Genomic DNA, 14605 nt, shown 5'->3' on the forward strand with positions numbered 1-14605 from the left:
CCTATTTAACTATTCATGTATAATTGACACTAGTTTTCTTAATCCATCTAATAATCTTGGGGATGGTCTACAAAATAGTGATTCCTCTAAAACATGAATCTTTTTATTTTTTATTGCTGGCATCTCACTCCATCCCGGTCTTTTGATCACCAATTCCGGGCGCATTTTTTCCTCTTTCACCCCCACCCATACCATACAAATATGGTCTGGATTTCGTTCTTTTACATCATCCCAATCTGTCTGAACACTTGCGACTTTTTCTGATGAGAAAATATTCTCTCCACCAGCTATTTCACTAATTTCAGACAGCCAGTTCAATCCACCTGGAGTAAATATTGGTTTAGGCCACCATTCCCAGTATAATTTAGTTTTTTTCTCATTTGATTGAAATTTATTTCTAATCCCTTCTATATCACCTAAGAATTGTTTAGCCTTTTCTTCACCTAAGTCGCTAAACCCTAGTGCTTCCCCCACTGTTTGAATGTCCTTTGCAATCTCTTGGAGTGAATTTGGATTTAAAATAATATATGGTATCTTTCTTTCATCCAATGCTTTAATGTTCTTCTCCATACCAGGCACACTTAAAGAAGCAAGTACAAGATCGGGTTTCATATCCTCCACCTTATCCATATCTATAGAGAGGTCTGGACCAACCTTTGGTAAATTTTGAATAGATGCTGGCCAGTCCGAATAATTATCCACCCCTACTAAAACTTTAGTTAATCCTAAATAGGCTACAATCTCTGTGTTACTCGGACAAATCGATACAACTCGCATAAAATTTCTCCTCTCATTTTTAACTTTATAAAGAAACGTCCAGAAAATGCTAGGTCTAAAAATCTGCATTTTCTGGACGTTGAATAGATATATTATTTAGCAGTAAGAAAAGAGTAAACTTTCTTCCTGTAGCGAATGTTAAGCTTTCTAATCTTGATCTGTTATGATAAGTGGACCATCTTTTGTAATGACAATTGTATGTTCATACTGTGCAGAACGGCCTTTATCAACTGTTCTTGCTGTCCAACCGTTCGAATCCATCTTACTTCTCCAATCACCTTCGTTAATCATTGGCTCGATTGTAATAACCATTCCTTCTTTTAGGCGCATTCCTTTATTTGGCAAACCAAAATGTGGGATGTGTGGATCTTCGTGAAGGGTAGGGCCAATTCCATGCCCAGTAAAGTCACGGACAACTGAAAAACCTTCAGCTTCTGCAAAAGTTTGGATAGCATGACCAATATCACCAATGCGATTTCCAACTTGTGCCTGCTCAATTCCTTTATAAAGGGATTCTTTTGTTACAGCCATTAAGTGTTTCCCTTTTTCATCTACGTTTCCAACTGCATATGTCCAAGCTGAATCTGCCAATCCCCCATCTATATTCACTACCATATCAATGGTTACGATATCTCCATCTTTCAGTTTCTCATTTCGGGGAAAACCATGACATATTTCATCGTTTATGGAGGCACATGTTGCATATTCATAGCCATTATATCCCTTTTGCTCAGGAGTTGCTCCATTCTTAGTTAGAAAATCTTCGACAAAAGCATCAATCTCCATTGTTGTAATACCAGGTCTAATCATTTTTGCTATTTCTTTATGTGTTTTAACAAGCAAATCGCCTGCCGCTTGCATCTTCTCAATTTCACGTTTACTTTTACGAGTAATCAACTATCTTCTTCCTTTCTTTTGGCAGATTGGAAAATATATAAAATTTTTCTCCTGCATAAGTACAACTAAGATACTTCTTAGCTTCTTACTTCTATATAAAAGCTATACCTAACTAATTATCGATACCACATAAATTTTATCATAAAGTTAAACTTCTTGCAGATTTTATGGATTTACTTTAGTGACCGACTTCCATCAATGGGGGGTTCCTTCATCCCCCACTGATAGTTAGTCGCACTTACCGAACTTCCTACCTACCTTTTTTGTCCCTCAGAAGCTTGAAAATGCAGTGGGTTACCCACTGCATTTTTTCTTAATATACGCATCCTCCTGTATAGGAAGTACCAATAATAATTAGAAGGATAAATAGAACGACTAACAGCGCAAAGCCTGAGCCGAAACCTCCAAAAAATTCTTTACTCATAACTTTCCCTCCCTCTTTTAAAGGCTAATTTACTATATTCAATTAGAATTCAAAATGGGAAGGGATTTTTAGAAAACTTAGGATTTATCAAGTATTTGGGCGAACACCTAAGTCACATTATACACCTAATAATGTTTATAATCAGAGATAATCTGTAATATTATATAATTTCCCATTGATCACACCTTCATCATTTAAAATATCAATTAATACACTAGCTACGTCAACGGGACTGTTTAATTGGTTTTCCGCTTTTAATTTTCGATAACGTTCCACATCTAAAAAAGCACCTTTATCCATCGACCGAATAGTTTCCTGCATTTGTGTATCCATAACTCCTGGATTAAATGCAATTACTTTGTTTCCTGTGTTCAATTCCTCCTGTTCCAGGGCAACGGTTTCTGTATACAGATTAATACCTGCTTTCGTAGAACAATACGTACTCCATCCAAAAATTGGTCGTTTCCCTGCTCCTGATGTAACTTCGACAGCTATAGCTTGTACATGCTCATGCTTATTTGCTTCGTTTAGGAAGGAATTCGTTATTAACATAGGAGCTATCATATTCACATGGATGTGATTAACTAGATCTTCTTTTTTGATATTCATTGCTTGATCCATCGGTTCGACAGCAGCAGCATTATTAATTAGAAAGACTTCCGTTAATTCCGGTATGAAAACGAAATCTTTTAATTGTTCAAAAGTGTCATCTACTTCGTCAGGGTCGCTTAAATTACAACTAAAATGCTTATAAATTTGATTATTCTCTTCCGCTATTTTTGGTAATTTATGATTATTCGTTCTTGATATTCCTATAACGTGAACACCAGATTCTAAAAATAACTTTGCTAGACCTTCTCCTAACCCTCTTGAAACACCAGTAATGATGGCGAATTTCGTCACTATTACTCCCCCTGTTCCTCATTTTATTCTTTTGATTTAACGTTATCCCAATAGTAAACTAATGTTTCCATTCCCTTTTCCAAACTATCCATAGGAAAGCTTTCATTTGGGGAATGTAATCGATCTTCAGGTGTACCAAACCCTAATAATACAATTGGAATTTGATAAATAGCTTCTATCCATTCTACAACTGGAATCGAACCACCCATGCGAATATAGACGGTTTCTTTACCAAAAGCTTTTGTATAACTTTCAGCCGCCTTTTTAATTAAAGGATGTGTTGGTTCTACTTTATATGCCTTAGCTGATAATTTTTCTTTTTTCACTTCTACTACAACACCTTTTGGCGCTACACGATGGACATGTTGTTCCAATAAGTATTGAATGTTTTCTGGATCTTGCCCTGGAACTAATCGACACGTAATTTTTGCAGTAGCTGATGAAGGGATGATTGTCTTGGTCCCTTCTCCCTGATACCCGCCATATATCCCATTTAATTCCAAAGTCGGTCGTCCCATTGTATGCTCTTTTGGAGAATATCCTTTTTCCGAAACTGTTTCCGGAATTCCTGTCGCCTTCACAAAGTCTTCACTCGGCACCTCAGCAATTAGTTTCCTTTCTTCATCCGTCAATGGCTCAACACCATCATAAAAACCATCAATCGTAATGACTTCCTCTTCATTTTTCATTGTGGATAAAATATGACTTAAAGCCATTATAGGGTTTCTTACTGCACCACCGTACATACCTGAATGAAGATCATGATTCGGTCCCGTTACCGTAATTTCAATACCAGTAAACCCTTTTAATCCGTATAAAATGGTTGGTTGATTTTTCGCTACCATTCCAGAATCTGAAATAACGGCAAAATCGGCTTGGAATTGTTCTTTTTTGCTTTGTAAAATTTCATATAAATTCTTACTACCAATTTCTTCTTCCCCTTCAATACAAACTTTCACGTTAATTGGAAGCCTTCCCTCTGTATTCATATATGCCTCAAATACGGCTAGATGCATAAATACTTGTCCCTTATCATCACTTGACCCTCGCGCATACAGTCTTCCATCTCTTATCTCTGGTTTAAAAGGATCACTATCCCATTTGTCAATTGGATCTACCGGTTGCACATCGTAATGTCCGTAAAACAGTACAGTAGGTGCAGTTGAACCAGCTCCATTATATTCTGCATAAACAATCGGATGTCCGTTCGTTTGCTGCTTTTCAACTTTTTCAAATCGTATATCATTCAAATATGTAACAAGGAAATCACAAGCTTTATTTACATCATCTCTATATTTACTGTCTGTACTAATACTAGGAATGGATAAGAACTCATTCAATTTAGATATTAATTCCTCTTGATGTTCTTTCAAATACTTTAACGCCTTTTCACTCATCTTTTTTCCCTCCGCATAAACGTTTTCATTCATTTTAGCATATTTTTAAAAAAATAAAAAAAGAAGCAAGCAACCATCATTAGTTGCTTGCAAGAAGTTTTATTTACCTTTTATTCTGTGGGAATAGGCGTTCAATCATATTACCAAATTGGTCAAAGAATCCTTCCACTGGTTTACCACGGTCAACATCATTCGAATAATTATTTGCTAAATTAAAGAAATCTGGGTTTGTGGAGACGTAAACATTGTCTATATCGTTGTCAACTGAACGAACAATATCTGATATTTCTTTTTTGACATGATCTGATAATTGATCATCAAACATGTCATTATTATTGTTGTTAATATTGTTATTGTTGTTGTTAACGTTATTGTTATTGTTGTTATTGTTGTCTGTATCTAATTCCGCAGCAACATATGCGTTATTATCCGTGGTTAATACATAGACATTATCAATTTCTTTTACTTTCTTAGAAATTTGATTTGCTGCTTCTTTGGATACTTCATAACGAGTATTGTTATTGTTACGAACGCCATCATTTCGGTCCCCAACATTACGAACGCCGTCATTTCGATCTGCGACATTACGGAAACCATCGTTTCGATCTCCTACTCGATTTCCATTGTCATTATTAAATATATCATTATTGGTTAAATATCGATTATCACGGTTTTGGAAACGATCTGCATCGCGTTCTAATGTGTAGTTACGAACGTTGGTCATTCCGTCACCAGTGTTATTCCTGTTTTGATCCATATTACCAGGAGCGGCTCCTTGATCCCCCGCTTGACATCCCACTAAAGCCATTGTTACAACAACTGCGCCAGATAAGAGCTTTTTCTTCAAATTTGTTTCCTCCTTTTGATTATGAATCAGTCATAGTATGATTCCTAAGGAGAACAATATTCGATAAATGTTGATACTATTTCTGGTAATCCAACCATAAACTAAAATACACATGTTACCTTAACAATGGGCATGATAGTAGTAACCCTGAATGTTAAGGAGGGGTAAAATGGTGCCTGATTATGACAAAGCCTTATATTATACGCTTTGGGGACAATGGGATGATTTACTTGTATTGATGGTACGAACAAAAGATGATATGCTTTCCAAAAAGATCCAGCATTTTCTGCATTCTTACCGATATTCCCTTGATCAGCAGAAGGTAATGGAATCCCATGACAACCTTCTTTATTATATAGACCATGCAATGAAACAAACACCTACTATGACGATGGAAGTATAGAAAAGCGGAGCGACTTTCACCTCAAGGGTATAAGTGCGACTAAGCCTCAGGTTTCACCATCGGCAAGTCTTCTTTATCGTGTCATGAGGTGAAGGATCTTGCTACGGCTTTAGCGCTGAAGCTGGAAAATTAAAAGGAAAAGCAATAATTTGCTTTTCCTTTCATGTTTATTCATTATTTCCGTTCTTTCCTTTTTGATTACTCGGATGATTTTCATCCTTCCAATTGGCCTGATCATTATCCTTTTTATTTTGACTTGGATGTTGATCGCTATTCTTTTTTATATTATTACCGTTAGAATTAATCTCGCCATTTTTACCTTTTAATTCACTTGGATGTGGGTCTTCCTTTGAATCTTCATCAGTTGGTATATTTTCTTCCTCATTGGTTTCCGTATGTTCTTCAACTTCAGATTCCTGGGGTGGATTAGGGGTATTAACTTCCTCGTTCGTTTCATCGTTGATGTCATCGTTCATTTCAACATTTTCATCATTTTCCATTTCTTCTTCATGATCTTCCTGTGGTTCCTCTTCATTTACTATCTCTTCTTCATCTGTTTTCTCTTCCGCATTATCTGTAGATTTAAAGAAAGTATCCATGATTTCTACTTCTGAAATATCAAGAAAATCCTCATTTTGAAGAGATTGAATAGATTCCGGTTCTTGGCCAATAATCAATTGTTTAGCCATCAGTTTATTCATTGACGTCTCTTGTTCGTTTGCCAAGTCACGAATATCTTTCGGAACATTAAAAGCAGCAAGATTCCAATCAGGTTTATTTTCCTCAAAATGGTTTTCAATTTCCTTTAAAATCTTTTGTTCATCATCTGTTTTTTCTTCATCCATATAACTTATTCCAACTAATATATTTTTCCCGTTGTTTATTAACCCATTTTCCTCACTTGTATTCATAATCATCTGAATGACTGTTTCCAAATTTTCGTTTAAATAATTCGTTAATTCTCCCATTATTTGTTCTGCATCATCATTCATAGCATGTATTTTTCGTACAGTATAATTTTCATCTACCTCTAATTCTATACTAGGGTTAATATCGACTGTAACATACGCATACGTTTTATCGTTTGGGGAAAAATAAAAGGGAAGAAAAAGACAAACCAGTACGATACATGCAACCGTTAATATTCTAGCTGGTAAATGCCTTTTATTATTTTTGGATAGGAAAAAAAACCTCTTTGGGTAAATTGGTTCAAATACAACCTCATCACCTATTTGTGCATCCTTTACGTAAACTTTCCCTTTTAAAAAAGCCCCATCTTTCGTCATTAAGATAGTATATTTTCGATGTCGTTCGAGTATAATTCCTTTTTTCACAGACCCACACCCTTAAGATAGTCCTTCAAATATATAAAATCTTCACTTAGAACAATAAAAATGGCCAAAATGAATTTTCGGTTACGTTCTAATGTTTTTTTACTTACATCCACCTGCTTGGAAAGCCCTTTAATCGGCAGTTTTTTCTTTTTCCAAACATATTCTCGCAAATCTTTATCCGCATATAAAATACGTGCCGTTCGAACAGCCGATTCTCTTGCATCATTATGTTTTGGAGAAACTTCTGTAAGCTCCATAAGACTTAATTTGTACTCTGAGAGCTTTTTCTTAAATTCTTCAATTTCATCCCTTAACATGGCCGCATTTTCTTTTTCTTGATAATGCTCCTTAGCAATACGGATTTCGGTAGGGTTTTCCAATTGATCATCATCAAAATCCTCATCAATAGAAACTGTTTTAACGCCCTTTTGACTGTAACGAATATAATCAATCACTTTCCGTTTGATGACAATGCTCGCGAAATTCAAAAATGAACTACCTTTTTCAATCGAATAGGAAAAAATCGCATCATTAAAAGCTGTTAATCCTATACTGAATTCATCATCGTGCTGGGGATTGATATATCGTTTACAAACATCCGAAACACATTTTGCTACAAATGGTTGATACGTTTTTAACAGATAATTGTGTACTTCTGTATCTCCATTTTGCGCAGAAATAATCAACTGCTCAAGGGGTTTTTCTTGTACTGTTTTATTAATCATTAAACAGGAGCACCCCCTGATAATATATTTTTCGTAGTATACAGAAACTTTTTGGGTGTGGTTTCATACTATTATTATTTATTTGATTTACTAGAGAAACTAACATTTTCATTCCACCATTTTCTAATTCGTGTCACGACATTTTTCGATCCACTTCGACATACCCTATCGTATCGCAACCAATGTAGAGAAGCTATCTCAAAAACATTACATTTTATTTAAATATCCATGACCATTTATTTCATTGTGGTGATAAAGAAGACTTCCAACAGTGGGGGGCCTTTATCCCCCACTAATGAATAATTGAATCGGTACAAACAATCCAACTTTACCGTGTGATTTATCATCTAAAGTCGCAAAAATAACTCCAATTACCTCTCCATTCCGATTTAAGACAGGACTTCCACTATTTCCGCGATAGACAGGGGCGTTAATCATCACCACGTTTTCTTCCCAATCCTTTAACATGGTAGTGCCAACAATGTGTCCTTCATTAGCGATTCCATTAAATCGTAATGGATTTCCAATAAACTGTATTTCTTCTTCCTGAGCAAAGGAAGTATCTGATAAGGTTAAATATGGTAAGTCTTCTCCTTCAACTTTTAACAAAGCCATATCAATGGAAGGATATGCCGTTACTATTTCTGCTTCAAAAAGACCATTATCTGGAAAGGCCACTACGATTTCATCTTTATTTTCGATGACGTGATGATTCGTTAATATAAGCCCATCACTTGAAATAGCAAACCCAGTCCCCTTACTATTTTCAGATTCTACAACTACTACTGCCTTTTTGTATTGTTGAATATCTTCATCCTTAGACAAAGTTGCTGATGTCTTTAAAAAGTCGATTGCAGGGATGGAAAACGTTTCAGGAATCGTAGAAAACAGACTAAAAGCCATCATAACTGCAATTAGCCAAAACGCCCATTTCGGAAATGGGCGTTTTGGTGACTTGTGCTTTCTCATTTTCTCTCTTTCTAAAGCTTTTCTTCGTTCTTCTTGGACCAGTTCATACAACTCGTCATCATCGATTTCTTCATATAAATCTTCATCCATAATATCTGTTTTATCATTAATTTTTTTATCCATATATCACCTCGAGCAATATACGTTCATTCGTTTAAAAATGGTTCTTCCATATCTATTTTCATTATACCACATGTTATTTTTTAATTCTGTTAGACGTTAATTAATATTATCAAGATAAAATTGTTACGACTTTCTCACAAAATCTGATATTATTTTATTAAAGAAATGGAGTTGATCAAAATGCATCTTGATGAAATGTTAGAATTTAATAGGAAATTCGTTGAAAGCAAAGAATACGAAGCATACACAACGGATACATATCCTAATAAAAAGATGGTTATTTTCACCTGTATGGAATCAAGGCTGATTGAATTATTACAACGCTCCTTGAATATTCAAAATGGTGATGTAAAAATGGTGAAAAATGCTGGTGCCATCATCCGAAAACCTTTTGATAGTATTATGAAGAGTATTTTAGTTGCAATCTATAATTTAAAAGCTGATGAAGTAGTTGTAATTGGCCATCATGATTGTGGGATGTCGCATGTAAATGTTGATGCTTTAACAGATAATATGATAGAACGTGGAATTAAACAAGAGACGATTGACACACTAAAGCACTCAGGAATTGATTTTGATGATGAATTCCATGGATTTAATACAGTTGAAGAATCTGTAGAACAGAGTGTAGAAATAATACGTAACCACCCACTTTTACCTAAAGGAATTAAAGTTCACGGACTTGTAATCGATCCAGGTACCGGGAAAGTGGATGTAGTTACTAGAGAAGACTAATAAGAGAATTAATAAGTAAAAACAAAAAAACTATCGCAAAATGTTTGCGATAGTTTTTTTGTTTTTTACATAAAATGCTTCCCTCCTCCGCATACTATACCAATGAAGCTTCACGACGTGGAGGGCATGCGAATGAGAAAAAATCGGTTTATGAAAAAAGATAATATTTTTCCAATCACCGTTAAAGATCTAGAAGAATTATTAAATAGTAAATTTGAAAACAACCCAGACCTTTCTATTTCTAAATTTGAAAATAAGGGTAAAAAAGCGCTAATTTTCTATATTGATTACCAGGTTCAGGGAAACATGATGGAGGAATATTTATTAACGCCCCTTCTTGAGAAAGATATGAAATGGAATAATTCTACTATTTTAAACGAAATTCCTTTAAGCAATGGAAAAACACTCCAATCACTTGATGAGATACTGACGGATTTATTAATTGGTGGGGTATTTATCTATGTAGAAGGAGAAGATAGTGTTATTGGCTATCTTTTATTAAAAAAAGAAAAACGTTCTTTAGAACAGTCGGAAACGGAATCGGTTGTATTAGGACCTAAAATTGGCTTTACAGAGTCACTGGTTACGAACTTGAATATTGTTCGGTGGACGATAAGATCGAAAGACTTAGTTCTCGAAAGTTTCTTGGTTGGGGAACTAGAACCACGCGAAGTACGACTCATTTACCTGAAGTCTGTGGCTAATGAAACAGATATTAATACGATGAAACAAAGAATAAGTGAGTTGGAAATAGATGTAGTAGATGATAGTTCCGTATTAATGCAATATTTAGAGGATTCAACTTCTACTATTTTTCCGCAGTTCCTGACAACAGAATTGCCAGATCGTTTTAGTTACAGCATTAATCGCGGAAGAATTGGTGTATTAGTTGAAAATAGTCCTACAGCTTTCATTGCACCAACGACATTTTTTAGTTTTTTTGAATCAACCGAAGATCTTTATATGCGTTGGAATATTGGAACTATTTTAAGAGCATTACGATTTATTTCATTTATTCTTTCTACGATTATGACACCATTATACGTAGCGGCAGTAACGTTTCATTATGAAATTATTCCTATACCATTGTTAATAAACTTAGGTCAATCAAGGGCAGGAGTACCGTTTACACCAATAGTTGAAGTTTTGATTTTAGAATTCATAATGGAATTACTCCGAGAATCTGGAGCACGACTCCCAACTAAAATTGGCCAAACCATTGGTATCGTTGGTGGTGTAGTTGTAGGGACAGCAGCTGTTGAAGCAGGAATTACAAGTAATGTTCTGATCATCTTTGTTGCTCTTAGTGCTTTAGCATCGTTTTCAGCACCCAATTATTTGATGGGTACAGCAGCTAGAGCCATACGATTCCCAATGATCATACTTGGTGGAGTTTTGGGGATGGTAGGACTGGCATTCGGACTTTGTTTCTTAGTCATTCACTTATTAAAGATAACGTCACTAGGCAGACCTTATTTATCCCCTGTTTATCCATTGAGATTTCAAGACTTTAATAAAGCACTTTTTCGCTTACCACCACAATTTGAAAATAAGCGATTTAAGTCATACCGTCCAAAAGAATTAATTCGCTATAGTCGAGAAAAAGCTAAACAGAAAAAGGATATTGATGAGTAGGTGGAACGATGGATATAAATATTAAAATTAAAGATAATTTACAAATACAAGCTTTTTATATTTTCTTCGTTGTTGTATCTATTCAAATCGGAGTTGGTTTAATTGGGTTTCCAAGGCTTGTTATCATGGAAACCCTTCAAGACTCATGGATCTCCATTCTTATAGCTTACGCTTATATTGTTTGTGTCCTTATTGCAATGATACTTATTCTCAAACAGTATGATAGTTCCGATATTTTTGGAATCCATGTAGACATTTTCGGAAAATGGGTTGGAAAATTAATAGGAATGGTATTCATCATACACTTTGCTATTTCTATGTTCTCTGTATTAATTACATATATTGAGATTGTTAGAGTGTTTATCTTCCCGAATGTTTCCATTTTTATATTGAGCTTTTTAATCCTTTGTTTAGTCATTTATAGCGTTCTTGGCGGGATTCGGATCATTGTGGGGGTTTGTACCGTTTTAGGTATTTATTCCAATTGGATTTTCCTTCCACTTATTCAACCGACATTACAAATGGATATAACCCACTTTCAACCATTATTTGAAACGCCATTACCTAACTTATTAGAAGGAGCAAAACTGAGTGGATATTCATTCCTAGGTTTTGAAATGGTATTAGTCCTATATCCATTCATAAAAAACAAAAAAAAGATTACGTTCCCTCTATTTCTAGCTACTAGTTGGACAACCATTATCACCTTATTTGTCACGATGGTCGTTATGGGATATTTAAGTTACCGTGAAATAAGTATCGAGCAATGGGTTTTACTTATTTTATATAAGCTTCAAACTTTTTCATTTATTGAAAGGTTTGACTTTATCATTGTAGCCAGCTGGTTGATCATTATTATCCCAAATATGATTATACTTATGTGGGGAATAACGTATGGGATGAAACGAATGTATAAAATACCTCAGAGATATACACTTTATATCGCTTCTCTCATCTCACTTGCAGCTAGCCCATTTTTTTATGAACATTTTTTAATACAAAAAGTTATTAACCTCTCAGCTCAATTGGGATTTTGGCTTGTGTATGTTTATCCATTCATCCTATTGCCTATCGTTCTAATAAAAAAACGACTCTTGGAAAATAGGAAGTGATTATCATGCGAAAAAAAATTCACATTGGTTTAATAGGGTTGTATTTAGTTTTCCTTGTTGGTTGTATTGAAAAAGAGGCAATTGAGGATCTCGCCATTATTACTGCACGTGGAATTGATGTGGCGGAAGATGACAAAATTGAAAAAACGGTTAATTTCATACGATTTGATCCTCAAGCAGACAGCATATATGGCACCGTTTCAGGAGAGGGTAAAACGCTAAAAGGGGCAAGGGAAGTAATTGCAAGACAAGTTAGTTTTAAATTAAGAGAAGGTCAACTTAAAACGGAAATTTATGGAAAGGAAATTGCTAAAAGAGGGATAAGTCCATATATAATGGCTTCCGCACGGGATGCACTCACATCTGATACGATGAAACTTGCGGTTGCAGAAGAAACCGCAAAAGAAATATTTTATGCAGATTCCGAAGAAGCAGCCTTGATTGGAAGGTTTTTAGATGAATTACTTGGAAAAGAAGCAAAATCGGGAAATATTCCTTCCTCTTCCCTGCAATTTTCTTCACGAAGATCCGCAACAACGGGTCAGGATGGAGTATTACCTATCATTGGTTTAAAGGGTGAGGTACCCGCCCTAAAAGGAATGGGTGTTTTTCATAATGATCACCTAGCATTGGAAATATCTCTTAAAGAAGGGCTATTATTGAAGATGATAATAGATGGTGTAAAAAATACACCATTAGAAATGACTATACCGTCAAAACCTGTTGAAAAATATCTTGACAAATCTCCTCTAATCCAACACGACCATAGCATGGAGGAAGATGTTCCATTAAATTTCCTTATCATTAAGGGAAAGAGTAAGACAAAAATGAAAAGCATAAAAGATTTAACGTATCAAACGGATATCCATATGACAATAGATTTGTCAGAATTATACGAGGAGCTTAGAATAAACAAAAGAGAGGTTACAAAAGCGCTTGAAAAAGCATTAGAAAAACAGTTTAAAAAGGAATATGAGGAATTACTAAAAAAAACACAAGAAGTTAATGCCGATCCATTCGGATATGGTAAGATATATCGAATAAACAAAAGGGAAAAATTAATAACGGAAAATGAGTGGGATGAGAAATATCCAAGAATATCTGTGGACTTTAATGTAAAAGTAGATATTATGCATACCGGAACAATAGATTAAAATAATACATCCCTTGTTAGGCTTAACAAGGGATGTTTAGTCTAATTATTTTCTTACTTCCTTAATAATTTCAATAACTCGGTCACGTGCTTTTTCACTTTTAAACTCTTTCATCTGATCCATCATGACTGGTGCAACTTTTTTCAACTGGAGTAGTTCTTCCACTAACTTCTCTTCTGTCAATTCCTCTTCCTCTAACACTTGAGCATAGTTTTTATTTTTAAAAGACCTGGCATTCACAATTTGGTCTCCCCTACTAGCTGCTCTAGAGAGAGGAATAAGTAACATGGGAATCCGTAAAGCCAAAAATTCAAAAATAGCATTCGATCCAGCCCTTGATAAGACAAAATCTGTTGCAGCAAATATATCTTTTAATTCTTCATTAATATATTCAAATTGAACATACCCTTTTTCTTTAATCGAATGATCTACCTTCTCTTTTCCACATATATGAATAATTTGAAACGCATGTAAAAGCTTAGATAAACTATTCCTTACCGTTTCATTAATTTTCTGTGAACCGCCACTTCCCCCCATGATGAGAAGCACCGGTTTTTCTTTCGTCAATCCTGCAAATTTTAATCCATTCTCTCGATTTCCTTGGAAAAGTTCCTCGCGAATGACGGCCCCAACATGCTCTGATTTATCTTTTGGTAAATACTGCATCGTCTCCGGGAATGTGGCTAATACTTTTTTTGCAAATGGAATTGATAGTTTATTCGCTAATCCCGGAGTATAGTCAGACTCATGGATAATGGTGGGAACACCACGAAGCTTGGCAGCCGCTACAACTGGCACGGACACGAATCCACCTTTTGAAAAAATAACGGATGGCTTTCGCTTCCCAATAATTCGATAAGCTTGCATCGTTCCTTTGAGCACTTTAAAAGGATCCTTAATATTTTCTTTTGAAATATATCTTCTTAATTTTCCTGTTGAGATTGGGTGATAGGTTACACCTATTAATGACGTAATTAAATCACGTTCAATTCCGTTGTGTGATCCAATATAATCAATTTCCCAGCCCTTTTCCTGATAGTAAGGAATGAGAGCTAAATTTACAATGACATGTCCGGCCGTTCCACCACCAGTAAATAATATTCGTTTCGTATTCATTTATGTACTTCCTTTCTTTCCGTAAATATCTTATGAGTTATCATGATTCCTATG

The 14605-nt window shown here is 35.1% G+C and carries 15 protein-coding genes; 5 read left to right on the plus strand and 10 right to left on the minus strand.

Translation table 11 applies throughout. The features are described from left to right. Positions 1–9: 9 nt before the first annotated feature. The 6 genes from KM885_RS06275 to KM885_RS06300 all read right to left on the minus strand — a co-directional run bounded on the left by KM885_RS06275 (position 10) and on the right by KM885_RS06300 (position 5245). Positions 10–777, minus strand: coding sequence for a cobalamin-binding protein (locus KM885_RS06275; RefSeq protein ID WP_060667489.1), 768 nt, complete (start codon positions 775–777; stop codon positions 10–12). A gap of 147 nt (positions 778–924) precedes the next feature. Then, the gene (gene map, locus KM885_RS06280; protein WP_047185267.1) at positions 925–1674 is read right to left on the minus strand and encodes a type I methionyl aminopeptidase; all 750 of its coding nucleotides are present in this window, start codon (positions 1672–1674) and stop codon (positions 925–927) included. Between the two features lie 313 nt (positions 1675–1987). Further along, positions 1988–2098, minus strand: a complete 111-nt coding sequence (locus tag KM885_RS06285; RefSeq protein WP_047185266.1) for a YjcZ family sporulation protein — start codon at positions 2096–2098, stop codon at positions 1988–1990. Positions 2099–2239: 141 nt separating this feature from the next. Further along, positions 2240–3001: a (S)-benzoin forming benzil reductase gene (locus KM885_RS06290; RefSeq protein ID WP_047185265.1), complete on the minus strand. Its 762-nt coding sequence runs from the start codon at positions 2999–3001 to the stop codon at positions 2240–2242. 23 nt (positions 3002–3024) lie between these two features. Further along, positions 3025–4398, minus strand: a complete 1374-nt coding sequence (locus KM885_RS06295) for a dipeptidase (RefSeq protein ID WP_047185264.1) — start codon at positions 4396–4398, stop codon at positions 3025–3027. A 103-nt stretch (positions 4399–4501) separates the two neighbouring features. Next, positions 4502–5245, minus strand: a complete 744-nt coding sequence (locus KM885_RS06300; RefSeq protein WP_244986926.1) for a YhcN/YlaJ family sporulation lipoprotein — start codon at positions 5243–5245, stop codon at positions 4502–4504. A 169-nt stretch (positions 5246–5414) separates the two neighbouring features. Here KM885_RS06300 and KM885_RS06305 point away from each other — a divergent pair, with 169 nt between their 5' ends. Beyond that, on the plus strand, positions 5415–5648 hold the full coding sequence (locus KM885_RS06305; RefSeq protein WP_047185262.1) for a YhdB family protein: 234 nt from the start codon (positions 5415–5417) through the stop codon (positions 5646–5648). A gap of 167 nt (positions 5649–5815) precedes the next feature. Here KM885_RS06305 and KM885_RS06310 read toward each other — a convergent pair whose 3' ends face one another. The 3 genes from KM885_RS06310 to KM885_RS06320 all read right to left on the minus strand — a co-directional run bounded on the left by KM885_RS06310 (position 5816) and on the right by KM885_RS06320 (position 8799). Continuing rightward, positions 5816–6982, minus strand: a complete 1167-nt coding sequence (locus tag KM885_RS06310) for an anti-sigma factor domain-containing protein (protein WP_047185261.1) — start codon at positions 6980–6982, stop codon at positions 5816–5818. Then, on the minus strand, positions 6979–7707 hold the full coding sequence (sigI, locus tag KM885_RS06315; RefSeq protein ID WP_060667494.1) for an RNA polymerase sigma-I factor: 729 nt from the start codon (positions 7705–7707) through the stop codon (positions 6979–6981). The genes KM885_RS06310 and sigI overlap by 4 nt, the downstream gene beginning before the upstream one ends. A gap of 282 nt (positions 7708–7989) precedes the next feature. Further along, positions 7990–8799: a S1C family serine protease gene (locus KM885_RS06320; protein ID WP_216883693.1), complete on the minus strand. Its 810-nt coding sequence runs from the start codon at positions 8797–8799 to the stop codon at positions 7990–7992. Between the two features lie 180 nt (positions 8800–8979). On the opposite strand from KM885_RS06320, the gene KM885_RS06325 reads away from it, so the two are divergent. From KM885_RS06325 to KM885_RS06340, 4 genes are all read left to right on the plus strand, one after another. Further along, positions 8980–9534 (plus strand): beta-class carbonic anhydrase, encoded by a 555-nt coding sequence (locus KM885_RS06325; protein ID WP_047185258.1) that lies wholly within the window; start codon positions 8980–8982, stop codon positions 9532–9534. Between the two features lie 132 nt (positions 9535–9666). Beyond that, on the plus strand, positions 9667–11169 hold the full coding sequence (locus KM885_RS06330; protein WP_204798401.1) for a spore germination protein: 1503 nt from the start codon (positions 9667–9669) through the stop codon (positions 11167–11169). An 8-nt stretch (positions 11170–11177) separates the two neighbouring features. Further along, positions 11178–12281, plus strand: a complete 1104-nt coding sequence (locus KM885_RS06335) for a GerAB/ArcD/ProY family transporter (RefSeq protein WP_145524111.1) — start codon at positions 11178–11180, stop codon at positions 12279–12281. Between the two features lie 5 nt (positions 12282–12286). After that, positions 12287–13435 (plus strand): Ger(x)C family spore germination protein, encoded by a 1149-nt coding sequence (locus tag KM885_RS06340; RefSeq protein ID WP_216883694.1) that lies wholly within the window; start codon positions 12287–12289, stop codon positions 13433–13435. Between the two features lie 45 nt (positions 13436–13480). Here the strand turns inward: KM885_RS06340 and KM885_RS06345 are convergent, their stop codons facing one another. After that, positions 13481–14551 carry an undecaprenyldiphospho-muramoylpentapeptide beta-N-acetylglucosaminyltransferase gene (locus KM885_RS06345; RefSeq protein ID WP_047185254.1) on the minus strand — a complete coding sequence of 357 codons (1071 nt, stop codon included), beginning with the start codon at positions 14549–14551 and terminating at the stop codon, positions 13481–13483. Positions 14552–14605 lie beyond the last annotated feature (54 nt).

Source organism: Oceanobacillus caeni (genome assembly GCF_019037185.1).
Classification (GTDB): Bacteria; Bacillota; Bacilli; order Bacillales; family Amphibacillaceae; genus Oceanobacillus; species Oceanobacillus caeni.